The 21,995-nt window shown below is 69.4% G+C and carries 18 protein-coding genes and 1 pseudogene; 5 read left to right on the plus strand and 14 right to left on the minus strand.

Features of this window, described 5'->3' with window-relative positions; translation table 11 throughout:
• Positions 1–18 precede the first annotated feature (18 nt).
• Positions 19–198: a PLDc N-terminal domain-containing protein gene (locus tag ACSJDS_RS00090; RefSeq protein ID WP_473031607.1), complete on the minus strand. Its 180-nt coding sequence runs from the start codon at positions 196–198 to the stop codon at positions 19–21.
• Between the two features lie 234 nt (positions 199–432).
• On the opposite strand from ACSJDS_RS00090, the gene ACSJDS_RS00095 reads away from it, so the two are divergent.
• Both ACSJDS_RS00095 and ACSJDS_RS00100 read left to right on the plus strand, forming a co-directional pair.
• Positions 433–1,746: a hypothetical protein gene (locus ACSJDS_RS00095; RefSeq protein ID WP_473031608.1), complete on the plus strand. Its 1,314-nt coding sequence runs from the start codon at positions 433–435 to the stop codon at positions 1,744–1,746.
• Positions 1,747–1,782: 36 nt separating this feature from the next.
• Positions 1,783–3,600 carry a monovalent cation:proton antiporter-2 (CPA2) family protein gene (locus tag ACSJDS_RS00100; RefSeq protein ID WP_473031609.1) on the plus strand — a complete coding sequence of 606 codons (1,818 nt, stop codon included), beginning with the start codon at positions 1,783–1,785 and terminating at the stop codon, positions 3,598–3,600.
• Between the two features lie 7 nt (positions 3,601–3,607).
• On the opposite strand, the pseudogene ACSJDS_RS00105 reads toward ACSJDS_RS00100, so the two are convergent.
• From ACSJDS_RS00105 to ACSJDS_RS00130, 6 genes and pseudogenes are all read right to left on the minus strand, one after another.
• Positions 3,608–5,893, minus strand: a pseudogene (locus ACSJDS_RS00105) (ATP-dependent DNA helicase).
• Positions 5,886–6,134, minus strand: coding sequence for a VRR-NUC domain-containing protein (locus ACSJDS_RS00110; RefSeq protein WP_473034935.1), 249 nt, complete (start codon positions 6,132–6,134; stop codon positions 5,886–5,888). Before ACSJDS_RS00110 ends, ACSJDS_RS00105 begins: the two are co-directional and overlap by 8 nt.
• Complete coding sequence (locus ACSJDS_RS00115) at positions 6,020–7,609, minus strand: PDDEXK family nuclease (RefSeq protein WP_473031610.1); 1,590 nt, start codon at positions 7,607–7,609, stop codon at positions 6,020–6,022. The genes ACSJDS_RS00110 and ACSJDS_RS00115 overlap by 115 nt, the downstream gene beginning before the upstream one ends.
• Before the next feature lie 32 nt (positions 7,610–7,641).
• Positions 7,642–8,685: an NAD(P)H-dependent flavin oxidoreductase gene (locus ACSJDS_RS00120; protein WP_473031611.1), complete on the minus strand. Its 1,044-nt coding sequence runs from the start codon at positions 8,683–8,685 to the stop codon at positions 7,642–7,644.
• Between the two features lies 1 nt (position 8,686).
• Complete coding sequence (locus ACSJDS_RS00125) at positions 8,687–9,637, minus strand: YihY/virulence factor BrkB family protein (protein WP_473034936.1); 951 nt, start codon at positions 9,635–9,637, stop codon at positions 8,687–8,689.
• A gap of 59 nt (positions 9,638–9,696) precedes the next feature.
• Positions 9,697–10,224: a retropepsin-like aspartic protease family protein gene (locus ACSJDS_RS00130; RefSeq protein WP_473031612.1), complete on the minus strand. Its 528-nt coding sequence runs from the start codon at positions 10,222–10,224 to the stop codon at positions 9,697–9,699.
• A gap of 125 nt (positions 10,225–10,349) precedes the next feature.
• On the opposite strand from ACSJDS_RS00130, the gene ACSJDS_RS00135 reads away from it, so the two are divergent.
• A complete protein-coding gene (locus tag ACSJDS_RS00135; protein WP_473031613.1) occupies positions 10,350–11,630 on the plus strand; it encodes an E22 family MetX-like putative esterase in 1,281 nt (426 codons plus the stop codon).
• 12 nt (positions 11,631–11,642) lie between these two features.
• Here the strand turns inward: ACSJDS_RS00135 and ACSJDS_RS00140 are convergent, their stop codons facing one another.
• The 4 genes from ACSJDS_RS00140 to ACSJDS_RS00155 all read right to left on the minus strand — a co-directional run bounded on the left by ACSJDS_RS00140 (position 11,643) and on the right by ACSJDS_RS00155 (position 16,471).
• Entirely contained in the window at positions 11,643–13,019 is a 1,377-nt protein-coding gene (locus tag ACSJDS_RS00140) for an MFS transporter (RefSeq protein WP_473034937.1), read from the minus strand.
• An 83-nt stretch (positions 13,020–13,102) separates the two neighbouring features.
• The gene (locus ACSJDS_RS00145; protein ID WP_473031614.1) at positions 13,103–15,145 is read right to left on the minus strand and encodes a CocE/NonD family hydrolase; all 2,043 of its coding nucleotides are present in this window, start codon (positions 15,143–15,145) and stop codon (positions 13,103–13,105) included.
• Positions 15,146–15,167: 22 nt separating this feature from the next.
• Positions 15,168–15,881 (minus strand): ATP-grasp domain-containing protein, encoded by a 714-nt coding sequence (locus ACSJDS_RS00150; protein ID WP_473031615.1) that lies wholly within the window; start codon positions 15,879–15,881, stop codon positions 15,168–15,170.
• Positions 15,815–16,471, minus strand: a complete 657-nt coding sequence (locus tag ACSJDS_RS00155; RefSeq protein WP_473031616.1) for an ATP-grasp domain-containing protein — start codon at positions 16,469–16,471, stop codon at positions 15,815–15,817. Before ACSJDS_RS00155 ends, ACSJDS_RS00150 begins: the two co-directional genes overlap by 67 nt.
• 223 nt (positions 16,472–16,694) lie before the next feature.
• Here ACSJDS_RS00155 and ACSJDS_RS00160 point away from each other — a divergent pair, with 223 nt between their 5' ends.
• Both ACSJDS_RS00160 and ACSJDS_RS00165 read left to right on the plus strand, forming a co-directional pair.
• A complete protein-coding gene (locus tag ACSJDS_RS00160) occupies positions 16,695–18,101 on the plus strand; it encodes a substrate-binding periplasmic protein (RefSeq protein WP_473031617.1) in 1,407 nt (468 codons plus the stop codon).
• Positions 18,098–19,366: a GGDEF domain-containing protein gene (locus ACSJDS_RS00165; RefSeq protein ID WP_473031618.1), complete on the plus strand. Its 1,269-nt coding sequence runs from the start codon at positions 18,098–18,100 to the stop codon at positions 19,364–19,366. Before ACSJDS_RS00160 ends, ACSJDS_RS00165 begins: the two co-directional genes overlap by 4 nt.
• A 60-nt stretch (positions 19,367–19,426) precedes the next feature.
• Here ACSJDS_RS00165 and ACSJDS_RS00170 read toward each other — a convergent pair whose 3' ends face one another.
• The 3 genes from ACSJDS_RS00170 to ACSJDS_RS00180 form a co-directional block, all read right to left on the minus strand.
• On the minus strand, positions 19,427–20,653 hold the full coding sequence (locus tag ACSJDS_RS00170) for a toxic anion resistance protein (RefSeq protein WP_473031619.1): 1,227 nt from the start codon (positions 20,651–20,653) through the stop codon (positions 19,427–19,429).
• A gap of 86 nt (positions 20,654–20,739) precedes the next feature.
• The gene (locus tag ACSJDS_RS00175; protein ID WP_473031620.1) at positions 20,740–21,687 is read right to left on the minus strand and encodes a cobyrinic acid a,c-diamide synthase; all 948 of its coding nucleotides are present in this window, start codon (positions 21,685–21,687) and stop codon (positions 20,740–20,742) included.
• A gap of 34 nt (positions 21,688–21,721) precedes the next feature.
• On the minus strand, positions 21,722–21,895 hold the full coding sequence (locus tag ACSJDS_RS00180) for a hypothetical protein (RefSeq protein WP_473031621.1): 174 nt from the start codon (positions 21,893–21,895) through the stop codon (positions 21,722–21,724).
• Positions 21,896–21,995 lie beyond the last annotated feature (100 nt).

A 21,995-nucleotide genomic window follows, 5' to 3' on the forward strand; every position in this document is an offset into this window, starting at 1 on the left:
GCTCCCTCACTCTGCCTACTACCCCTTGGGCCCCAGCAGCAGCCAGACAATCAGGCCCACCAGCGGGAAGAACAGCAGGATCAGGATCCACAGCAGCTTGGCCACCGGCCCCGCCGGGCTCTTGGCCACCTTGACGATGGCCCAGATCACGATGATCAGCCAGATCAGGCCCAACAGGCCACTCACTTCGATACCCATGGCGCAGACTCCTTTGCTCGGTAATCCCGGGAAGGCGAGGCCACCATCGCCATGGACGTGACGGCCACTGGACTATACTGAGGGCAAATTCCACCGACCCCACATACCTAGCGGCGGCCGCCATTCACGTCTCATGCGCCTCGGCCTCAGGGGCCTTGTCTCACCACGCCGCCGCCGAGTCAAGATGGCGGGCACCCCATGGCGTCGCACACCTCCTCCTGCCGGCAAGCCCTCATGGCCCTCTGTACCCTGGCCATGACAATCGCCATCGGCGTTCCGCCAACGCCGGCAGACGACCGTGTCCTGCTCGACTGGGCGCTGGGCGTGGAAGAACTCAGGGTCATGGACCTGGAGGGTCATGACATGACCGAGCAGGTGCAGCCGCGTCAGGAGCAGGGGCGCATCAGCCTGGCCGTGCCCCCATCCCGCCCCCTCGTCCTCAAGCGCCAGGCGATCGACACCCTGCGCGTCTCCACGGATGAACGGATCACCTTGCCGGATGGCCTGCTCATCCCCTCACCCCTCCCCGACCCGGAAGACACGGAGCGCGCGCCCTCCCCGCCGCCCACCAGCTGGCTGCGCCTGACGCTGGCGGCAAGCCCGGTGCCGGTCACCTGGAACCCTCTGAGCGGCGCCTACCATACCGAGCTCAGCTTCGGGCTGCAGCCGTCGGATGAGCGTCTCAGCGCGGGGTTCGACCTGGAGCACCCGGTCGAGGTCCGCATCAGACTCAGGGGACTGACCCTGCAGGCCCCCCTGCCGCCCCTGCGCATCGACGCCCCGGGCCTGGCCAACGAGCAGACCCTGGGCTTGAGTTTCATGCCTTCCACGCCCAACCCCACGCTCGAGATCCGATCCACCATCTCCGATGTCGACCTGGAACTCGAGGTGCTCCCCCGCCTCGAGCTGCACCCGACTTCGCGCAGCGTGCTGGGGCTGGGCCTGGAGCGCGTGGCGGTTACTCTGGTGCGGGTGGCGCCTCACGGCATGCCGCTGCCCGCAGACCAGCTCACCGATATCGCCCTGACCCTCGACGGCGGCGGCCGTATCGAGTCCGGGCCCCTGCATTTCGAGCCGGGACAGGCCTCCACCTCCTTCAGCCTACGCTCATCAGGCCTCGCCCCGATCACCCTCAGCGCCTTTACCGGCAGCCTGAGCAGCGAAATCGAGATCCGCCAGCGCTTCCCCTGGGGGCCGCTGCTGGCCGCCCTGGTCGGCGGTGCCCTGGGCGGGTTCGGCCGACGCTTCATCAAGGGGGCACGCCGGGCACAGACCTCGCGGCGCCTCGTCGAAGGCCTGGTGGTCGCCAGCATCGCCTATGTTGCCGGCGTGCTCGGCGTCGGCTACCTCAGGCCTGCCGGGCGCCGTGGTAGCCACCGAGGCGGGGGCTTTTCTGACCGGCGCCCTGACGGGCTTCATCGGCGTCAACGTGCTCGAGACGCTCTCCGCCGCTGGCCGTCGCCACTGACGCCGACACCACGCCACGTTTCGGAAAGCGCCTATCCTGGCCCGCTTCTTGCTTGGCATAAAGCAAGTGCCCTCGGGTAGAATGCTCTCTCCCCCGCCAACTTGGAGGTGCCTTCATTGGCCAGCGGACTGCTGCTCAACGCGCTGATCTTTCTCGCCGCCGCGGTGCTCATCGTGCCGCTATTCAAGCGCCTGGGCCTCGGCGAGGTGCTGGGCTATCTGGCCGCCGGCGTGGTGATCGGTCCCTCAGTGCTGGCCCTGGTGCCGGATGCCGAGGGCGTGCTGCAGTTCGCCCAGGTGGGCATCGTCTTTTTGCTGTTCGTGATCGGCCTGGAGCTCAAGCCCTCGCGGCTGAAGGTGATGCGCAAGGCGGTCTTCGGCTTCGGCAGCCTGCAGGTCGCCGTCACCAGCAGCGTACTGGCCGTGGCCGCCTGGTGGCTGGGCCTGCCGCCGGCCGCGGCCCTGGTGGTGGGCTTCAGCCTGGGGCTCTGCTCCACGCCGCTGGTGCTGCACCTGCTCGGCGAGCGCAAGGAGCTGCAGACTCGCCACGGCCGTCACGCCTTCGCCCTGCTGCTGTTCCAGGACCTGGCGGCGATCCCGGTGCTGGCGATCATTCCGCTGCTCGCCGCCGACAGCCTGCTGGCCAACGGGGCGGCCCCGCTGCTGCGGGAGGTGGCCTTCGCCGCCGGCGCCTTCGCCGGGCTGATTATCGGCGGGCGCTACCTGCTGCGGCCGCTTTTCCACTACGCCGCCGCAACCGGTAGCCGCGAGGTGTTCGCCGGCACCGCCCTGATGGTGGTGATCGGCGCCGCCCTGCTGATGGAGCTGGCCGGGCTTTCCATGGCGCTGGGCGCCTTCATCGCCGGGGTGCTGCTCGCCGACTCCGAGTATCGCCACAGCATCGAGGCGGACATCGAGCCGTTTCGCGGCCTGCTGCTGGGGCTGTTCTTCATGGCCGTGGGGATGATGGCCGAGATCGGCCTGCTGGCGGAGATACCGCTGACCGTGATCGGCTTGACCCTGGGCCTGGTGCTGCTCAAGGGGCTCTCGGTGGCACTGGCCGCCCGCCTCTACCGCAGCGGCTGGAAGGAGACGGCCAACCTCGGGGTACTGCTCTCCCAGGGCGGCGAGTTCGGCTTCGTGCTGCTCTCCGCCGCCGCAGCCGCGGCACTGCTCGACCAGGACCTGGTCAGCCTGCTGATCCTGGTCATCTCGCTCTCCATGGCGACCACGCCGCTGCTCTTCCAGCTGCACGTGCACGGCCTGCGCCGGTTGTTCGTCACGGCGCGTCCGAAGCGTGCCTACGACCGCCCCGTTGACGAAGCGCCGCAGATCATCATCGCCGGCTTCGGGCGCTTCGGACAGATCATGGGGCGCGCCCTGCAGGGCTTGCAGATCCCCTACACCATTCTCGACATCAACGCCGATCAGGTGGAGTTCGTGCGCCGCTACGGCAACAAGGTCTATTTCGGTGACGCCTCACGCATCGACCTGCTCACCGCCGCCGGGGCCGACAAGGCCCGCGTCCTGGTGGTGGCGGTGGGCGACCCCGAGGCCTCGATGCGCATCGTCGAGCAGGTCAAGCGACGCTTCCCCCACCTCAAGCTCTACGCCCGGGCGCGCAACCGCTACCACGCCCACCTGCTGATGCGGGCCGGGGTCACGGAGATCGTCCGCGAGCTGCTGCCCGCCAGCCTGGAGCTGACCCGCGAGGCGCTCAGCGGCCTGGGCATTCCCCGCGAACAGGCCCAGCACACCGTCGACACCTTCCGTGATCACGATGAGCAGGCGCTGCTGCGCCAGCTCGCGGTGTTCGGCAACGAGAAGAAGCTGATTCAGACCATTCAGGAGGCCGCCCGGGAGCTGGAGGCGCTCTACGAGGCGGACGAAGATATCGCCACGCGGGTGGACGAGGTGCCGGAACGTCGACGCTGAGGTCGCTTCAGGGAATGCGCCACCAGTCGGGCAGCCCCGCCTGTACCTCGCGGCGGGCGAAACGGTCGTCCAGCAGCTGCACTACCCCCTATCCTCGGGCCCGCGAATCACCCGGCCGGCGGCCTGCACCACCTTGATCAGCCCGGGCACCCGGTAGGCGTAGTCGTCGCCGCGACCGAAGCGGGCCTCGAGCCGCGCCTTGAGCGCCTCGTTGAAGGGGTCGAAGGGCGGCAGCCCCAGGGTAGCCACGAAGGCGCCGATCAGCCGCTCGCCGGGCAGGTCGACGCCCTCGGCGAAGGCCCCGCCCAGCACCGCGAAGCCGATACCCACCCCGCCCGGGGCGAAGCGCGCCAGGAAGGCCTCGCGTTCGGGCTCGCTCATGCCGCGCCGCTGCGCCCAGACCGGAATGTCCGGCTGGGCCTCGCGGAAGCGGGCGAGCACGGCCTCCAGATAGGCGAAGCTGCTGAAGAAGGCCAGGTAGTGCCCCGGCCGACGACGATACTGCTCGGCCATGGCGGCGACGATAGGCGCCCTTGAGGCCTCGCGGTCGCGCAGCCGGGTGGAGATGTCGCCGCGCACCCGCACCTCGAGCTGCTCGGCGGCGAAGGGCGAGGCGACCTGCTGCCGGGCGGTCCCCGCGGGAAGGCCCAGCAGGTCCCGGTGGTACTCCCCGGGGTCAGGGTCGCCGAGAACAGGACCGCGCAGTGGGCCGCCGCGAAGCGCGGCGTCAGAAAGTCCGCCGGCACCAGGTTGCGCAGCCCCAGCACCGCCCGGCCGCGCCCATGACGACGGAGATCGCACAGCGAGTGGTCACCGAAGGACTCCGCCAGCCGGGTAAAGGCCAGCGCCTCGAACAGCCACTCCTGCAGCGTCGCATCCACCCCGCCGGGCGGCTCGGCCAGATAGTCGAGGACGGCGCGGCTGGCCTGCTGCAGCGCCGCAAGGAGCCCGTCGGGCAGCCCCTCGAGCAGCCGATAGTCGGCGTCCGGCGCCGACTCGAAGGTTTCCCGCACCAGCGCCTGCCAGTGGCGCGCCACGCGTCCCAGGGGCCGGGAGAGCGCTGGCGGCGCCCTGCGCCGCAGGCGATTGAGACGCTGCTGGTCGAGCTCGGCGCTGTACATGCCCCGCGCCCGAGCCACCAGGTTGTGGGCCTCGTCCACCAGCAGCCCACAGCGCCAGCCGTCGGCCTGGGCCAGGCCGTGGAGCAGCGCCGTGGCATCGAACCAGTGGTTGACGTCGCCCACGCTCAGGTCGCACCAGCGCGCCAGCTCCTGGCCCAGGTAGTAGGGGCAGACCGCGTGGGCCAGAGCCACCTCGCGCAGCGCGGCGCGGTCGAGCCAGCCCCGGTCGACCGCCGCCCGACGCGCCGCCGGCAGCCGGTCGTAGAAGCCTGCCGCCAGCGGGCAGGCCTCGCCGTGGCAGGCCCTGTCGGGGTGCTCGCAGGCCTTGTCCCGAGCGACGAGCTCCAGCACTCGCAGCGGCAGGCGCTCGGCGGTTTCGCCGGCCGCCGGGGCAGCGCCCAGGGCCGTCAGGGCGTCCAGCGCCAGCCGCCGCCCCGGGGTCTTCATGGTCAGGAAGGCGACGCGATCCAGCCCGTAGCGCGGCACGGCGGTAAGCAGGGGAAACAGGGTGCCCAGGGTCTTGCCGATGCCGGTCGGGGCCTGGCTCAGCAGGCAGCGGCCGGTGGCCGCGGCCTTGTAGACCCCTTCGGCCAGCTCACGCTGTCCGGGGCGAAATGCCCCATGTGGAAAGGCGAGCCGCCGCAGGGCGGCGTCGCGGTGCCGGCGGTGGGCGGCTTCCCGCTCGGCCCAGGCCAGGAAGCGCCGGCACTGGGCGACGAAGACCGCCTGCAGCTCGGCCGCCGAGGCCGTCTCGGTCAGGCGCGTCTCGCCGCCATCGGCAATGTCCAGATAGACCAGCGCCAGGGTCAGGGACTCGAGGCCCCGCTCGGCGCACAGCAGGGCCCCGTAGACGCGCAGCTGGGCCCAGTGCAGCGCCCGCTGGTTGGCGGGCATGCGCGCCAGGCTGCCGCGGTGGGTCTTGATCTCCTCGAGGCAGTTGCCCGCCGGGTCATAGCCGTCGGCCCGTCCGCTGACTACCAGCTCGCCGACGGCGCCCGAGAGCGGCAGCTCCGCCTGGTAGCCCGGGCCGCGCTCCTCGACCACCCGCGCATGGCCGGCGATGCCCTCCCGGGCGCTGGGCGAGGGAGTGAAGCGATGATCGAGATCCCCTGACGCGCGGTGAAGTCGCACAGCGCCCGGACCGTCACCCGATGGCCCACAGGCTCAGCCATGGCCGCCCCCCGGCGGCGCCTGCCAGCGCACATGGCACACCGCCGCCGGTATCCCTTGGGCATGGAAGAAGGCCAGCCAGCGGCGCTGGTTATCCTGCAGGCGGTCGCCGGGGCCCTTCACCTCGATCAGCCGGTAGCGTGGCTCCCCCGGCGGCGCCTCGGGCCGGAACTGAACCAGGTCGGGCAGCCCGGCGCGGTTGGCCCTGAGGTCGCCCAGCAGCCGCTCGCAGCAGGCGCGCAGGTGCTCGGGGGCAGGCAGGCCAGCGCCTGGTCGATCAGCGCCGCGTCGAGGCGCTCCCAGTGCACGAAGTGCGAGGCGATGCCGTGCTTCGCCCGCCAGGTGGCGCGGATCGCCTCCCGGTAGCGGCCGTCATCGAGTCGCGCCAGGCAGGTCGCAAAACGCTCCCGACGGCGGGCCACGAAATCCTCCCGATAGAGGTCCGCCGGCCCGCTGTGAAAGGGGTGGAAGAAGGCACCGGGCAGCGGCGCATAGAGCGCCTCCCAGCAGAGCAGCCCGAACAGGCCGGTGAGCAGAGCGTTCTCCACGTAGTGCACTGGGGCATCAGCGCGGTGTAGGTGATCGCACACGGCGAGCTCGACACCGCCCGCCCCAGGGGCGAGGCACAGCTCCCAGCGCTCGACCTCAGGGTCGGGAGGCGCCGCCGGCGGCACCAGACCCAGCCGGCGGCAGAGCCGCGGGCGCAGGCGGGCCAGCGCCTGGGCTTCGCTGTCGCCGATCGGCTGAGCGGCCAGCCGGTCGGCCAGGGTCAGGGCCCGCCGATGCTCGCCCAGGCGCTCGAGCAGGCGCAGGCCGCGGATCCGTACCTCCCCCTCCCCGCCCGGCCCCCAGCCGCCGGCGAGATAGAGCGACAGCGCTGCTTCGGTCTCGCCGTCGCGCTCGGCCTCCCGCCCCAGCCGATAGCGCAGCCGGTTGCGCCGCGTCACCAGCCAGGCGTTGTCCTCCGGCACCGCGGGCAGCGCCTCACACAGTGCCGCAGCGGACTCGCCTGCCTCCAGCCGCTCGCGCAGGCGGTGCAGGGCCAGATAGGCGTCGACCTCCTCGCGCCGCTGAAAGGCGCGGGAGTCGGCCGTGAAGGCGACCCGCTCGAAGCGCTGCAGGCCCAGCTCGGCGAGCACGAACTCGGCCCAGTCCTGGCGCAGATTGCCGAAGAACATCAGGCGCAGCCGGTCGCAGGTGGCCATCACGGTCAGGCGCACGATGCGCTCGCTGGCGGGGTGTTCGGGCCACCAGGCCGCGAGCCGGCGCGACTCGGGAAAGCGCGGCGCCAGGGCCTCTCGCAGCGCGGCCTTGGTGGCCCGGCCGAGGTCCGCCACCGCCACCTCGGCGGCGAAGGCCCGGCGCAGCTCGGCCAGCCGCAGCTGAGCAAACAGTGTCTCGAGGGACAGCTCGGGGTCGGGGTCGATGAAGCCCGCCTCGACCAGGGGTGCCAGGGCCGTGGCGGTGTCGCCGATCTCGGCATAGGCGAGCCGGGCGGTGCGAAAGTGCTCGCCCTTGCGCATCACCATGCGCACCAGCAGCGCCCGGGAAACCCAAGGCAGCTCGCGAAAGGCGGCGAGAAAGTCGTGCTCCTCATCGCTGAGCAGGTCGCCGTGACGCGCGGCGACCCAGTCCAGCACGAAGGCGAAGTTCGCCAGGTAGTAGAAGGGGTCGTCCAGGGAGGCGGCGACCGGCGCGCCGGCAGGCATACTGTTCATGTATCCATGATATCAGGCGCGCCCGACGCCCGTCAGGGCCTCAGTCCGGCGGCCAACTCGCGCACCACGTCCGCGGCCGAGACCTCGCGGCAGGCGCTGGCGTTCTGTCCCGCCCACAGCGGCGAGAAGTCGCCGCTGTCCCGCGCCTCGGCGGCGGCACGCAGTGGGCCGATGGCGGCGGTGGCCAGCGGAAAGGCGGGCGCCTCGGCGCTCAGCGGCCCCAGCTCGCGCATCAACCGGGTGACGATCCCGCGGGCCGGGCGGCCGCTATAGAGGTTGGTCAGGGCGGTATGGCGGGCCGCCTCGCTCATCAGCGCGCGGCGATGGATCGCCGAGGTACTGGCCTCCGGGCAGCACAGGAAGGCGGTTCCCACCTGCACGGCATCGGCGCCCAGCGCCAGCGCCGCGGCCACCCCGCGAGCATCGGCAATGCCCCCGGCGGCAATCACCGGCAGCCCCACCGCCGCCTTGACCTGGGGCACTAGCGCCAAGGTGCCGACCTGAGTGGTGAGATCCTCGGTCAGGAACATGCCGCGATGGCCACCGGCCTCCACCCCCTGGGCGATGATGGCATCGGCGCCATGGGCCTCGAGCCAGCGCGCCTCCTCCACCGTGGTGGCCGAGGAGAACACCCGCGCGCCCCAGGTCTTGACCCGCTCGAGCAGCGCCGGCGCCGGCAGCCCGAAGTGGAAGCTCACCACCTCGGGGCGGAAGGACTCGAGGGCATCGCAGGCGTCATGATCGAAGGGCCGGCGCCCGGCGCCGGCCGGCACGGCTTCGATATCCAGACCGAACTCGCCATAGTAGGGCGAGAGCGCCTGATGCCAGTGGGCCTGGCGAACGGCATCCGGGGTGGGCGGGGTATGGCAGAAAAAATTGACGTTGATCGGCCTGGTCGTACGGTCGCGAATGCCGGCCAACTCGGCGGCCAGCGCCTCGGGGCCGAGCATGGCACCGGGCAGCGCGCCAAGGCCCCCGGCCTCGGACACCGCCACGGCCAGATCTGCTCCCTGAGCGCCCGCCATGGGCGCCTGGAAGATGGGCAGCTCGATGCCCAGCTGGCGCATCGGGTTCATGTCACTCTCCTGGATCGGATGAATCGGAGGACGCGTCGCGGCGCCGCCAGGGGTGGCGACGCCCCAGGGTATCGGCCACCACGGCACCGCGCTCGCCCAGCGGTCGCGGCTCACCCACGGTGGTATCGCGACGGGTCTGGCGCTCCATTTCACCGTTGATTTCCGCCCCCAGCAAGACGACGAAGGCCGATAGCCAGAACCACAGCATCAGCACCACCACCGCGCCCAGGGAGCCGTAGAGCTCACTCATGTTGGCCACCTGGCCGACATACAGCGACAAACCGCCGGACCCCAGCAGCCACAGCAGGGTGGCGGTGACGGTGCCGACCCGCACCCACTCCCAGCGGGGCTGGCGACGATAGGGACCAAAACGGTAGAGCACGGCAATGACGCCCATCATCACCACCAGCAGCATGGGCCAGCGCAGCAGGCCGATCAGGGTGGCCAGCCGGCTGTCCAGGCCGAGCATGCCGATCACCAGCGGAAAGCCGGCCACGAAGACGATGGTCACCAGAGTCGATAGTATGAGGCCCAGGGTCAGCGCCGCCACCACCAGGGTGCGGCGCAGCAGGCCGCGCTGCTCACCCTCGCCATAGACCAGGTTGAGCGCCACCAGCAGCCCGCGCACCCCCTTGGAGGCCACGAACATCGCAACCGCCAGGCTCCCCAGCGCGGTCAGGCTGAGGCCGGTATCGGTATGGGCGCTGATCTCGTGGGCCTGCTCCTCGATCAGTCGCGCCGCATCGGCCGGCAGCACCCGGGATAGCTCGCCGATCTGGTAGGCCAGCTGCTGGGGGTCGAGGACCAGCGCCCACAGCGAGAGAATCGCCGCGATGGCAGGAAACAACGCCAGCAGCGCATAGAAGGCGATGCCGGCGGCCAGAATGCCGACGCGGTCGTCGGTCAGCTCCTGCTTGACGCGCCAGAGGATGTCGAACCAGCCGCCGGGGATATCTGACGCGGCCGCTCGGCGCGGCGGCCGCGCGCGTCATCGTCCATGGGCGCCTCTCGTCAACGGGTCTCGGCGGGACGCAGCACCATGCGGGCGTCGCGAATCTCGATATCGAAACGGTTGAGAAAGCTCATGCCCATCAGCGCCACGTCGCCCTCCAGGCCGGGGCTGATCGAGCCGCGTACGTCAGCCGCCGCGAAGCCGCCGAGGCTGACCTCATCGAGGCGGGTCAGATCGCCGCGTACCCGACCGTTGGCGGTATTGAACCAGGCCGAGCCGGTGCGCTCCAGCCCCAGCCGCTCGGCCATGGCGCTGGGTACGGCCACGTAGGTGGCCCCGGTGTCGAGCAAAAACTCCACCGGCTCGCCGTTGATGCGTCCGGTGGCCATGAAGTGCCCGGAACGGCTGCGCTCCAGCACGATGGGCTCCCCTTCGCCGCCCACGGCGTTGACCAGGTGGGCATTGGGATTGCGCTGGTCGTCGAGAAAGCCGTGGAACCACCAGGAGCCGGCGGCGATGAACAGCAGCCAGAACAGCAGCATCATGCCGAGCCCGGTTCGCCGCACCGCCCTGTCGTCATCGTGCATGAAGCCCTCCCGCCGCCATGGCATTGTCACATGCTGATTGAGCATTGACACATATTCGCGCCCTGTCTGTACTGAAGACCGTCTGCAAGCACAACCCTCACGTCGACAATAACAAGGATAGCCACATGCACGACATGCGCCTACGTTCGACCCCTCATGGACGTCATCATTCCCTGCCGAGCGGTGCCGCCCTCTGCCTGGGCGGCGCGCTGCTGCTGGGCGGCAGCGGCGCCCTGGCCGGAGACGACCTGGTGGAGAAGCAGGTCTTCGAGCTCGATGAATACACCACCCGCGGCGGCGAGACCATCGCCCCGGTGCGGGTAGGCTGGGAGGCCTACGGCACCCTCAACGAGGCGAAGGACAACGCCATCCTGATCACCCACTTCTTCTCCGGCACCAGCCAGGCGGCGGGGCGCTATGAGGAGGAGGGTCCCGCCGGCTACTGGGACGCCATCATCGGGCCGGGCAAGCCGCTGGACACCGACGACTACTACATCATCGCCTCGGATACCCTGGTCAATCTCAATGCCCACGACCCGAATGTCACCACCACCGGGCCGGCGACGCTCAACCCGGAGACGGGGGAGCCCTGGGGCCTGGAGTTCCCGGTGGTGACCATTGGCGACTTCGTCGACGTCCAGAAGGCGCTGCTGGAGAGCCAGGGCATCGAGCAGCTGCACGCGGTGATGGGCGCTTCCATGGGTGCACTGCAAGCCTTCGAGTGGGCCAGCCGCTACCCTGAGCGGGTCGAGCGGCTGATTCCGGTGATCGGCGCCGGCGAGGCCGACCCCTGGCTGCTGGCTACCCTGAGCGCCTGGGCGGCACCGATTCGCCTCGACGCCAACTGGAACGACGGCGACTACTATGCGGGCGAACCGCCCCTGGACGGCCTGCGCGAGGCGCTCAAGCTGGTCACCCTCAACGCCAACCACTGGCAGTGGGCCAACGAGGCCTTCGACCGCAGCTGGGCCGATGAGGACGCCGACCCGGCCCGGGATATCCACGCCCGCTACGCCATCGAGCAGACCCTCGACGACATCGCCGCCGCCCGGGCCGAAGTGGCCGATGCCAACCACCTGCTCTACCTGGTCCAGGCCAATCAGGCCTTCGTGGCCGGCCACGGCGAGAGCCTCGAAGCGGGGCTCGACGCCATCGACGCCCCCACCCTGATGCTCTACAGCGAGGATGACCTGGTCTTCGCCCCCCAGAGCGTGCGCCGCACCGCCGAACTGATCGCCGACGGCGGCGCCTCGGTGGAGCTAGTTCCGCTCACCGGCAACCGCGGCCACCTCGACGGCGTGGTCGCCATCGACCAGGCCGGGAGGCGCTCGCCCGCTTCCTGCGCGAGTGATCACCCCGCCGGGGGCGGCGGCTGCCGCTCCCGGAGAGGCGCCGGTAGCAGGTAGCACGCACCGGCGTCACGGCGCCGCTTCCGCCGGGCCACGGCGCGCCGCCCGGTCGCAGCGCTCCCACTCCTCTGCCGCCCGCTGCCCGCGGGCCTGATTCACGAACAGGCAGATCAGGATGGCGGCGATGAACAGCGCCGCGCAGAGCAGGATCGACGCCTGCAGACCCACCACCGACTGCAGCAGCCCCAGGCCAATGATGCCGAACACTCCGGCGAGCTTGTTGGCCAGCCCCCAGAAACCGAAGAACTCGGCGGCCTTGCGCGTCGGCGAGAAGAGCCCCACCAGGGCGCGGCTGGCCGACTGGCTGGAGCCGAGGCTGAGCCCGGCCAGGCAGCCGACGAACAGGAAGAGGTGCTGAGCCTCCCAGTCCAACCCCAGGCGGGCATTGAGGAAGGCGGTCACCTCCGGCGTGGCCCAGATGGCCAGGATCGCCACCACCCACAGCGTCAGGGTCAGCAGGTAGGTGATCTTGGTGCCGATGCGATCCTGGAGGAAGCCGAAACCCAGGGCGCCGGCCGCCGCGGTGATCTGCACGATGATGAACATGATATTGCGGATCGACTCGTCCCAGCCGATCACCTGGGCGCCGTAAATGAAGGCGAAGGCGATGATGATGTAGATCCCGGCCATGGAGAAGAGCAGCGAGACCAGGAAGATGCCGAGATCCCGGAAACGGCGCAGCTCATGGAAGGTCGTGGCGATCCTCTCCCAGGCGATGCGGTGGTAGGGCTTGCCGGGGGGCTGAGGGGTGCCGCGCTCCCTGACCCACAGAAAGGTGGGAATGGCGGTGACCAGGAAGAAGGCGGCCGCGAAGGGGCCCACCCAGCGGATGCGCTCGAAGTTCTCGGCAGTGGCCTCGCCCAGCACCAGCAGCGTGAAACCGGCGGCGAAGAGCCCGCCCACGTAGCCCAGCGCCCAGCCGAAGCCGGAGATCTTGCCCATGTCCTCGGGCGGCCCCAGGTCGGGCAGGAAGGCGGCGATGAAGGACTCCCCCAGGGAGTAGGCGTAGTTGGAGACCACGATCAGCAACAGGCCCAGCACCACATAGCCCGGCGCCACGAAGTAGAGCATGGCGGTGGTTGCCACGGTGGCCAGGTAGCTGGCGAACAGGAAGCGCTTCTTGGACGCCTGGTAGTCCATCACCGCCCCGTAGAGCGGCGCGGTCAGCACCACCAGCAGGTAGCTCACCGCCAGCGCCAGGCTCCACAGCAGGTTGGCCAGCCGATAGCCGTCGTCACGGTCGCCGACGATCACCGTGGTGAACAGCTCGCCAAACACCACCGTAATGATCAGCAGCGTATAGGCCTGGTTGGCGAAGTCGAACATCGCCCAGCCGACGACCTCCTTCTTGGAGGCTCGCTGCCGCCGCGGCGTCGCGTCGCTCATCACGCTCATGATCGCATCCCTGTGGTCATCGGTGTGGCCAGCCTAGCAGGTCCCCGCGATACCGCACCATCGAGGTACGCCGCTCAGACCAGATCCCGGGGAATCGTCTCGTCCCAGGTGCGGGCGAAGATCCGGGTCTCGCCCTCCCAGGCGTCCAGGGTAGCGCGAATCCGGAACTGCTCGGCGTCGCTGGTCAGCAGCGTACGGGTCAGGGTGTGTACCGCCCAGTCCCCGCGCTGGAAGCTGCGCTCCCACTCGGTCCAGCCGCTCACGCTATCGTAGCTGCCGTAGGCATAGCGGTAGCGCTCGGTGACCTTGGCGGCAATGGTCAGGTCGATGTCATCGAGCCGGTAGCACCCCTCGTCGTGGATCACTTCCAGGGTGGTCTCGTCGTTGGCCAGGTCGCGGATCACCCGCCAGGCCTCCTGGGTGGGCTGCAGCAGCGTCTTGGCCAGCGGCGGCGCCCCTTCCGGCTCGGCAAAGCAAGGCAGCGCCGCTTCTTCTGCCGGCCGCGGCTCGCGCAGCGGCAGCTGCAGCCGGCTCTCGGCCGGCCACACCGTCAGCCGAACCGGCTGCGGGGCCGGCCAGGCCAGCGGCCAGTAGCTGGTGGAGAGCGCCAGGCGAATGGCATGGCCGGCGGGGAACTGCTGGGCGATATGCTTGAGCCTGACCCGCACCCGATAGCGCTGGCCCGGCGCCAACGGCTGGGGAAACTCGTCGCTGTCGCGATGGGTCAGGTTGAGCAGTCCATAGGAGACCCGCGTGGCCTTGTCGTCGGCGGCGATATCGGAGAGGCGCACGGCGACCATGGCCACCGGCTGGTCGGCGGCAAGCTCGAGCTCGACTTCCGGCGCGCCGCAGATCTCCAGCGGCGCCTCGAGACGAGCGGTCTGGAAGATCAGCGCGCCGCCATCCTCGTCGCGCTGGTCATGGGGCAGGTCCGGTGGCGCATTGTAGGAGCACCACTTGCCGGCATAGAGGCCCACCGAGAGCGGCGAGCGGATATCCAGGCTTGCCGCCTCGTCGCCTTCCCTCTCGCCTCGAGGCTCATGCTCGGGCACAAGGTCATGGCCCACCGTAAGCCGCAGTGAGGCTGGCACAATGTTGGGCGAGGGCCAGGTGGGCTCGGCCACCCAGCGCCCGGGCCGCTCCTCATAGCGCGCCGAAGGCGGCACCGATGCCTGCATCCACAGGCGCAGCATCGGCTCGTCCATGATCCCGGTCTCCACGCCCTTGAGCCATCGATCCCACCAGCGAAGCGCCTCCTGCAGGAAACCGATGGCCGGCCCCGGCTCGCCCAGGTGGGGATACTTGTGCGCCCAGGGGCCGACCAGCCCCTTGCGCGGCACCTCGAGGCCCGCCAGCAGCCGGAACACCGCGTTGCAGTAGCCGTCGGCCCAGCCGCTGACCGCATAGACCGGACACTGGATCCGCGCATAGTCCTCGCACACCGAGCCGTGCTTCCAGTAGTCGTCCCGGCGCTGGTGGGCGAGCCAGGTGGTAAGCCACAGACCGCTACCGTCGAGGCGCTCGAGCCACATCTCGCGCCAGCGCTCCCCCACCAGTTCGGGGTCCGGCGGGCAGGCGTTGCCGTCGAACATGGTCGAGGCCCAGGAGAGGTTGTCGGCCAGCAGGCAGCCGCCCATATGGTGAATGTCGTCGGCGTAGCGGTCGTCGGTGAAGCAGAGAGCGATCACCGCCTTGAGCTGGGGCGGGCGCAGGGCCGCCACCTGCAGGCCGTTGAAGCCTCCCCAGGAGATGCCCACCATGCCCACCTCGCCGCTGCACCAGGGCTGCGCCTCCAGCCAGTCGAGGATCGCCAGGGCGTCCTCGAGCTCCTGGGGCAGGTACTCATCGATGAGCACCCCGTCGGACTCACCGGTGCCGCGAATGTCGACCCGCACCCCGGCATAGCCGTGCCCCGCCCAGTAGGGGTGCATCTGGACATCGCGCTCGGCGGTGAGGTCGCGCTTGCGATAGGGCAGGTATTCGAGAATCGCCGGCACGGGATGCAGCTCGGCGTCCACCGGGCGCCAGATGCGCGCCGCCAGTCGGGCGCCGTCGGGCAGGGGGATCCAGGTCTCCTCTTCCATGACCCGCCGCGGAAACTGCTCGATGATGCGCATACGGCCCTCCTGATCCCTGTCCCTATCCCTCGATGTCATCGAACTCGAAGAACAGCCGTACGGCCAGGCTGTCATAGCGCGCGTGAAGCTGCTCCACATCGTCGGCGCCCAGCCACACATGGGCCAGGGCAAAGCTGTAGCTGTCCTGCTCAGGCAGGCTCGACAGCCGCTGCCCCACGGCCACCTGCAGCTCGATGGCACAGCCCGGGAATTCGGCCTCCAGGGCGGCGATCTCCTCGGCCGTGGGCACCCGGGTCACTCGGGCATCGCGGAAGAACACCCGATAGAAGAACTTGGCGGCCATTGCGAAGTCGCCCTGGCGCGAGGGCATGTCAGGGCGACGGCCCAAGGCCAGGTCGACGGTGACCTGCTGATGGCTGACGCCGTCGACCTTTTCGAAGAGGTCGCAGTGGGACTGGGAGATGCGGGTGTTGATCTCCAGCAGCCAGATGCGCTCCTGTACCTCATCCCAGAAGTATTCGATGTTGAAGGCGGCATTGTCGTAGCCGATATGGGTCATGACGGCCTGCGTCAGCTCACGCATCTTGGCCTGCACGTAGTCGGGCAGCCCGGAGGGGTAGCGGTAGTGGAAGAAGCTCAGCACCCCGGGGTAGCGCAGCGAATCGACGATGCCGTAGCTGACCACTTCGCCCTCGAAGACATAGCCTTCTAGCGTGCACTGCCAGCCGCCGATGATCGCCTCGGCCAGACAGAAGCCGCCATCCACCCCGGCCACGCTCGGGGCAGGCGCGCCTGCTCCAGCACCGTGTTGAAGGGGTCGGCGATCAGGCCGATCTGCTCGCGCAGCTGCTCGATGGCCTGGTAGAAGGTCTCGGGGCTGTCGATGAGAAACCCCAGCCGCGAGCCGGAGGACTTGATCGGCTTGATGAAGAAGGGGATGTAGAGGCCCGCCTCGCCAATCTGCGTCAGCGCCTGGTCATCGAAGGGGTCGAAGGCAGTGAAGGCCGGAATGAAGTCGGGGATCACCTCCCGCTGGACCCGCCGGCTCCAGAACTTGTGCTCGCACTTGAGCAGGCTCTCCAGCGAGGGGGTGCGTGTGCCGAAACGCTCACAGAGAATCGGCAGCATGGTCGAGACGGGGAAGTCCATGTAACCGACGATGGCATCGATGGTGCCCTCGAAGGCCTCGAGTTGGTCCGTGGCCTCCTCGAGCATGGCGGCGATATCGAACACTTCGGTGTCATAGACCCGCTCGGGGTCGATCACCCCATGGAAGCAGAGCCCCTCGGCCCCGCGCAGCCGGGCGAGCCGCTCCCGATTGACGTCGTTGAGCCCCACCACGAAGACATTACCGGAAATCGCCATGGCCGCTCCCCTCCGACGGGGTAACAAGGGGCTCGAGGCCCAACTCTAGCAGCATAGCCCAGCCCATCGGCGGTGCGCGGGAATTCTCAGTCAGTCCGCCCGGGCGCGAGCGTTGGCGGCCGGTGGATGACAGCCTGCAAGGCATCGGCTAATTTGTAAGCACTTGGTTGCCGGCATGCGATTCGGTTGCCAATCGGTATGGATGAAGGGGCCAGGATCGGGCATGAAAAAATCGCTTCTGCTTGCTGTCTGCTGCCTGCTGCCCGCTCCGACCCTGGCGGACCTGCAGGCACTGACCTTCATCACCGAAGAGTACCCGCCTTACAACTTCCAGCGTAACGAGCGCCTGGAAGGCATCTCCATCGAAATACTCGAGCAGATCTTCGCGCATACCGAGACCCCGCTGACCCGGGATGATGTTCGCTACTTGCCGTGGGCGCGCGGCTACGATACCGCGCTGAACGAACCGGAGACGGTGCTGTTTTCCACCACCCGCACCGCCAAGCGCGAAGCGCTCTTCCAATGGGTTGGCCCCATCGCTACCGACCGGGTGTCCTTGATCGCGCGGCGCGACAGCGGCATTCAGCTGGCGAATACTGAGGCGCTGCTGGACAGCGACTACCGCATCGCCGTGATTCGTGAGGACATCGGTGCCCAGCGCCTGCAGGAAGCCGGCGTACCCGCCGAGCGCCTGCGCCCGGCGATCAACAACCTCAGCGCCCTGCGCATGCTGGATCGCGGCCGGGTCGACCTGTGGGCGTACAGCGAGGACGTGGCCTACTGGCTGATGGAGGAGAACGGCCTGCAGATCACCGATTTCATGCCGGTACTCAACCTCAGCGAGTCCGACCTCTACTATGCCCTGCACCAGGACACCGACCCGGCGCTGGTCGAACGCATGCAGTCGGCGCTGGATACCCTGCGCCGGCAGGGGAAGCTGCGCAAGCTCCTGGGTGGCACCATGGTGTTCAACACCGAGGCGTACCCTCCCTTCAATTTCCTGAACGCCGCCGGCGAGGTCGATGGACGCTCGACGCAGCTGCTCCGCAAGGCCCTGGAGGATGCTGGGTTGTCGGCCACCTTCCGCCTGCTCCCCTGGGCCCGCGCCTACACCGAGGCCCGGCTGCGCGACAACCACTGTGTCTACTCCACCACCCGCACCGAAGAGCGTGAGCCCCACTTCACCTGGATCGGGCCGCTGGCAACCAGTCACTGGTCGGCCTTCACACTGACCGAAAGCGACCTGGAACTGGACGCGCTGGACGCCCTCGAGAACCTGCGGGTGGGCAGTTTCCGCGAGGACGCCGTGGGGCAGTTCGTGGCCCAGCAAGGCATCCCGGTGGTAATGGCCAGCGCCGAGCACGAGAACATCGCGCGGCTCGAGGCGGGGCTGATCGATGTCTGGGTGACCGGTGAAGAGACCGCCCGCCACCTTGCCGACGACGCCGAGATCGCCCTGCACCGCCAGTTCCGGTTCCGCGAGGTGGACCTCTACCTCGCCTGCCACCCGTCGGTCCCCGACAGCTTCGTTACCCGCCTGCAAGCCGCCCTGGCATCCCGGCTCGACGACGGGCCGGCCGCTGCGCAGCCCCCCGGCGACGCCCCTTCCTCGGAAGCGCCCGCCTCATGAGCAAGCAGCCACCCCGACAAGCCAGCCGGCGACGGCGCAGCCTGACCGCCAAGCAGGCGGCACTGACCCTGGTGATCGCTCTGGTGCTGAGCATCATTGCCGGAGGGGTCGAGCTCGCCTCGGATGCCCGCACCATGCGCCAGGAGGTCCAGAGTCAGACACGCTACCTGATGGACCTGGTGCAGGGGACCGCCGCAGAAGCCGCCTTCCAGCTCAACCCGGAGCTGGCCGCCCAGGTGGCCGACGGCCTATTGGATGGCGAACACGTCGCCCGGGTGGAGATACGCGACGACTTCGATCGCACCATGGCGGTCCGGGAACGACCCGAGCAGAGCAGCGCCGGCCGGCTCACCCAGGCCCTGTTCGGCGACAGCCTGCACTACCAGCGCACCCTGACCTACGAGCTGGAGAGCGAGGGCCCTGCCGAGAACGTGGGCGAGATCGAGCTGACGCTCTCCCTGGGCAGCCTGGGCCAGGCCTTCGCCGACCGCAGCCTGCTGATCGTCACGTTGGGTGTGCTCAAGGCGCTGGCCATTGCCGCCCTGGTGGTCGCCATCTTCCACCGGGTCATTACCCGCCCGCTGCTGCAGGTGCATGCCGCCATTGCGGCCAGCGACCCGCAGCGGCCGGGCCAGTGGCCCAAGCCCCGACTCAAGGGCCACAGCAATGACGAGCTGGGCCACCTGGTGGAGAGCCTGGACGACCTGCTCAAGGCCTTCCAGCACGGCCTGGATCAGCGCGACCGCTTCCACCAGATATCGACGGTGGATGGTCTCACCGGCATCGCCAATCGGCGCCGGTTCGACAGCTTCCTGATCGACTCTTGGCAGCGAGCCAGGCGCACTCGCACGCCGCTGTCGGTGATTTTCATCGACATCGACAACTTCAAGGACTTCAACGACCGCTACGGACACGTAAGCGGCGACGACACCCTGCGCGCCGTGGCCAACGCCCTGAGCGAAACGGTCAATCGCAGCACCGACCTGGTTGCCCGCTACGGCGGGGAGGAGTTCGTCTGCGTGCTGCCGGAAACCGATCTGGAGGGGGCCCGGCGAGTCGCCCGGCGCATTCGCGAGGCCATTCTGGCCCTGGCCATTCCCCACGCCGGGTCACCGGGCAACGATCGGGTCACCGCCAGCCTGGGGGTCGCCAGCGCAGTGCCCGACGAGGCCGGCATGACCTGCGAGGCGCTGCTGGAGCAGGCCGACCGGCAGCTCTATCGCGCGAAGCACCGGGGTCGCGACCAGATCGCCTCCAAGGCCTGACGCCACAGCGCCCCATCGCGGCGGCAAGCAAGGTGCCAGGGAGCCTCCGAGTGGTCAGTCTCAGCGCCGGTCGCCGCGTCCCTCGGACGCCTTACCCCCACCGCCCGGCGTCTCTTCCGGCTGCACGTCACTGCCCCGCTGCAGGCGCTCGATCGCCTCGCCGCCCTCCCGGGCCAGGGCCCCCAGGCGGCTGATCTGGTCATCCAGCCGGGGCAGCGCCTCCTGGCGGTAGCGGGAGAGATCGTCGATGGCCGCCATGACATCGCCGAAGGCCTCCTCCAGCGACTGCATGTCGAGCAGCGCCGAGGAGGCACGGGTCTGAATCTCCACCCCCTGGTGGCGCAGCGCCTTGGCGGTGCCGGCGATCATCTCCGAGGTGGTGGCGTTGAGCGACTCCACCCGGTCGAGCACCAGCCGCTGGTTGGCCAGCGCCAGGGCCACGGCGATGGCCACGGTCAGGGCCGAGACGGTCACGTGGATGGCCCGATCCACGCCGCGCATCAGCTCGCGGTTGTTGCGGATAATCACCTCCAGCGCCAGCACCCCCTGCTGGCTGACCGCCACCTGCTGCTGCAGGTCGACGATGCGCTGACGCAGCGGGAAGAGCAGCTCCTCCTCGATGAAGCGGCGCCGGTCGCTGTCCTCGTCGAGCCCTGCGGCGACCTGCTGCAGCCGGCGGTCGATCAGGCGCCCCAGGGCGATCTGGCGCTGCAGCCTGGCGAGAATCTCGCGCAGCGCCTCCTGATCATCCCCCAGGGTCAGGTTGTCGCGATGCAGCATGTCCCGCCCGGCCTCCAGGTCGGCGATGATCGCGTCCAGCGCCTGCTGGGCATTCTCGAACTTGCGGAAGTAGCGCTGCAGACGGCTGCCGGCGCCGGGGATCCTGGCCAACACCCGGTCGAGCCGCCCCGTCGACAGCCGGTGCTGGCGCGGGTCCAGCGCCTGCATCTTGCCGCGCAGGTCGACCAGCGCCTGGGCCACCGGCCCGCCGTCGTCGCCGTGGTGCGCCAGCTTGCGCAGCGGCGTCTGCAGCATGGCGCTCTGGTGGGCCGCCTGCTGCTGGAGCTCGAGCCCCATTTCGTCGACCGCGCGGCGCTGCTGCGCCAGGGTGTCGGCATCCTCGGCCCCGGCCAGCACCTCCTCGGCGAAGGCCTCGGCCATGGCCGCAAGCTCCGGGTCGTCGCTGACCGGCTCGTCGTCCTCGGGGGGCGTCTCGACCAGCTCGCGGGCAATCTCCTCCACCGGCGGCAGCGACAGCCGGGAGCCGTTCTCGGAGTGCTGGTTCATAAGTCTCTCATCCCCCTGGGTCCTACCTGAAAGCTAGCAGCCCGAGGCAGCTAGATACCATCGCTCGTCGACGTTTCAGACATAGCCTAACGCTGGCCACTGCGGCCATAGCGCTCGGCGCGGCCGATGAAGCGGCGCAGCTCCTCGAGCGCCTGGTCGGTGGCCACCGACGCCTGCGGCCGCCCGGTCTCGATTCGCGCCATGGCGACCGCCGTGTCGTCGAGCAGGGTCAGGGCCGACTCGTTGCGGGCGGCGAGATGGCGCAGGCGACGCTCGGTGCCTTCAATCAGCTCCAGGCGCCGCTTCAGGGCAATGCGCTCCTCGACGGTGAGCCGTTCGCCCTCACGCTCCAGCCGGCGCCGCACGAAGTCGCCGTCAAGTCCCACCACGCCGCGGGCCTGGGAAGCCATGGAGGTGAGGTTGTCCACCGCCCCGAGACACACCTCGGTGACCAGGGTGCGTGAACGCTCGAAGGCCAGCTCGCTGCGGTCGAAGCGCCCTTCCAACACTTCCATGACATGGCCGTAGCGGCTATAGAGGCGGTCGGCCTGGATCGCCAGATCGGGACGGCGCACGTCGAGCAGCGCCTGCTTGGCCCGGCACAGGGCCAGCACCAGGTCATCGGCCTCTACCGGCGGGTTGGCCGGATCGAGCACCGCTACCCCAGTTTCGCGCGCTTCGCGCTCCTGCGCGGCGCGGCGGCGCCTCGCCTCCTCCTCGAGCCGTGCCTCGAGCCGCCGGCGATGCCGCCACTCCCGCCAGCGATACCAGCGCCGCTCCACGGGCAGGGCCACGGCGATCGCCACCAGACCCGCCAGCCACCCCGCCAGGCTGGGGCCGAAGCCACCCCACAGCGAAGTCAGCCACAGCAGCATGCTGAGAAAGGGGATCGCCAGGCAGTAGCGGAAGATCACCTGCAGGCGGCCGGGACGCTCGGTGGGCACCGCCAGCCGCGGATTCGCCAGCCCCAGCAGGCACCAGGGCACGCAGGTCAGAAAGAGTCCATAGGCAAATCCCTGCAGGAATCCCAGCATAGGCCTCGCTATCCGTTACCATTCGATGAGCCGCTCACAGCAGCAGGCTCAACGCCAGCGCCAGCGCTCCCACCAGCAGCGCGGTGATGACGGCCACATCCACCGCGCGGTCGAGCCAGCGGTCGAAATCTCCTTTGGCGGGACGCCGCGACTTGCGCCGTCGCGTTGCGCCGCGGCGCAGGCCGCGTCTCGAGCCGATGAGCCCCATGGTGGAAGTCCGATTTCACCGTTTCCCCTGAGCTTACGACGTGCGGCCCCCGCTGACTACCATTGCCGCAGGGGCGGGCCCAGGCCACGACAGGACGCGG

The organism is Halomonas sp. SL18_1 (assembly GCF_055755715.1).

Bases quoted from the DNA above. Each gene is read 5' to 3' on its own strand.
- ACSJDS_RS00090 (WP_473031607.1), bottom strand. From the start codon at position 198: ATGGGTATCGAAGTGAGTGGCCTGTTGGGCCTGATCTGGCTGATCATC.
- ACSJDS_RS00095 (WP_473031608.1), top strand. From the start codon at position 433: ATGGCCCTCTGTACCCTGGCCATGACAATCGCCATCGGCGTTCCGCCA.
- ACSJDS_RS00115 (WP_473031610.1), bottom strand. From the start codon at position 7,609: ATGAACAGTATGCCTGCCGGCGCGCCGGTCGCCGCCTCCCTGGACGAC.
- ACSJDS_RS00120 (WP_473031611.1), bottom strand. From the start codon at position 8,685: ATGAACCCGATGCGCCAGCTGGGCATCGAGCTGCCCATCTTCCAGGCG.
- ACSJDS_RS00130 (WP_473031612.1), bottom strand. From the start codon at position 10,224: ATGCACGATGACGACAGGGCGGTGCGGCGAACCGGGCTCGGCATGATG.
- ACSJDS_RS00135 (WP_473031613.1), top strand. From the start codon at position 10,350: ATGCACGACATGCGCCTACGTTCGACCCCTCATGGACGTCATCATTCC.
- ACSJDS_RS00140 (WP_473034937.1), bottom strand. From the start codon at position 13,019: ATGAGCGACGCGACGCCGCGGCGGCAGCGAGCCTCCAAGAAGGAGGTC.
- ACSJDS_RS00145 (WP_473031614.1), bottom strand. From the start codon at position 15,145: ATGCGCATCATCGAGCAGTTTCCGCGGCGGGTCATGGAAGAGGAGACC.
- ACSJDS_RS00155 (WP_473031616.1), bottom strand. From the start codon at position 16,471: ATGGCGATTTCCGGTAATGTCTTCGTGGTGGGGCTCAACGACGTCAAT.
- ACSJDS_RS00160 (WP_473031617.1), top strand. From the start codon at position 16,695: ATGAAAAAATCGCTTCTGCTTGCTGTCTGCTGCCTGCTGCCCGCTCCG.
- ACSJDS_RS00165 (WP_473031618.1), top strand. From the start codon at position 18,098: ATGAGCAAGCAGCCACCCCGACAAGCCAGCCGGCGACGGCGCAGCCTG.
- ACSJDS_RS00170 (WP_473031619.1), bottom strand. From the start codon at position 20,653: ATGAACCAGCACTCCGAGAACGGCTCCCGGCTGTCGCTGCCGCCGGTG.
- ACSJDS_RS00175 (WP_473031620.1), bottom strand. From the start codon at position 21,687: ATGCTGGGATTCCTGCAGGGATTTGCCTATGGACTCTTTCTGACCTGC.
- ACSJDS_RS00180 (WP_473031621.1), bottom strand. From the start codon at position 21,895: ATGGGGCTCATCGGCTCGAGACGCGGCCTGCGCCGCGGCGCAACGCGA.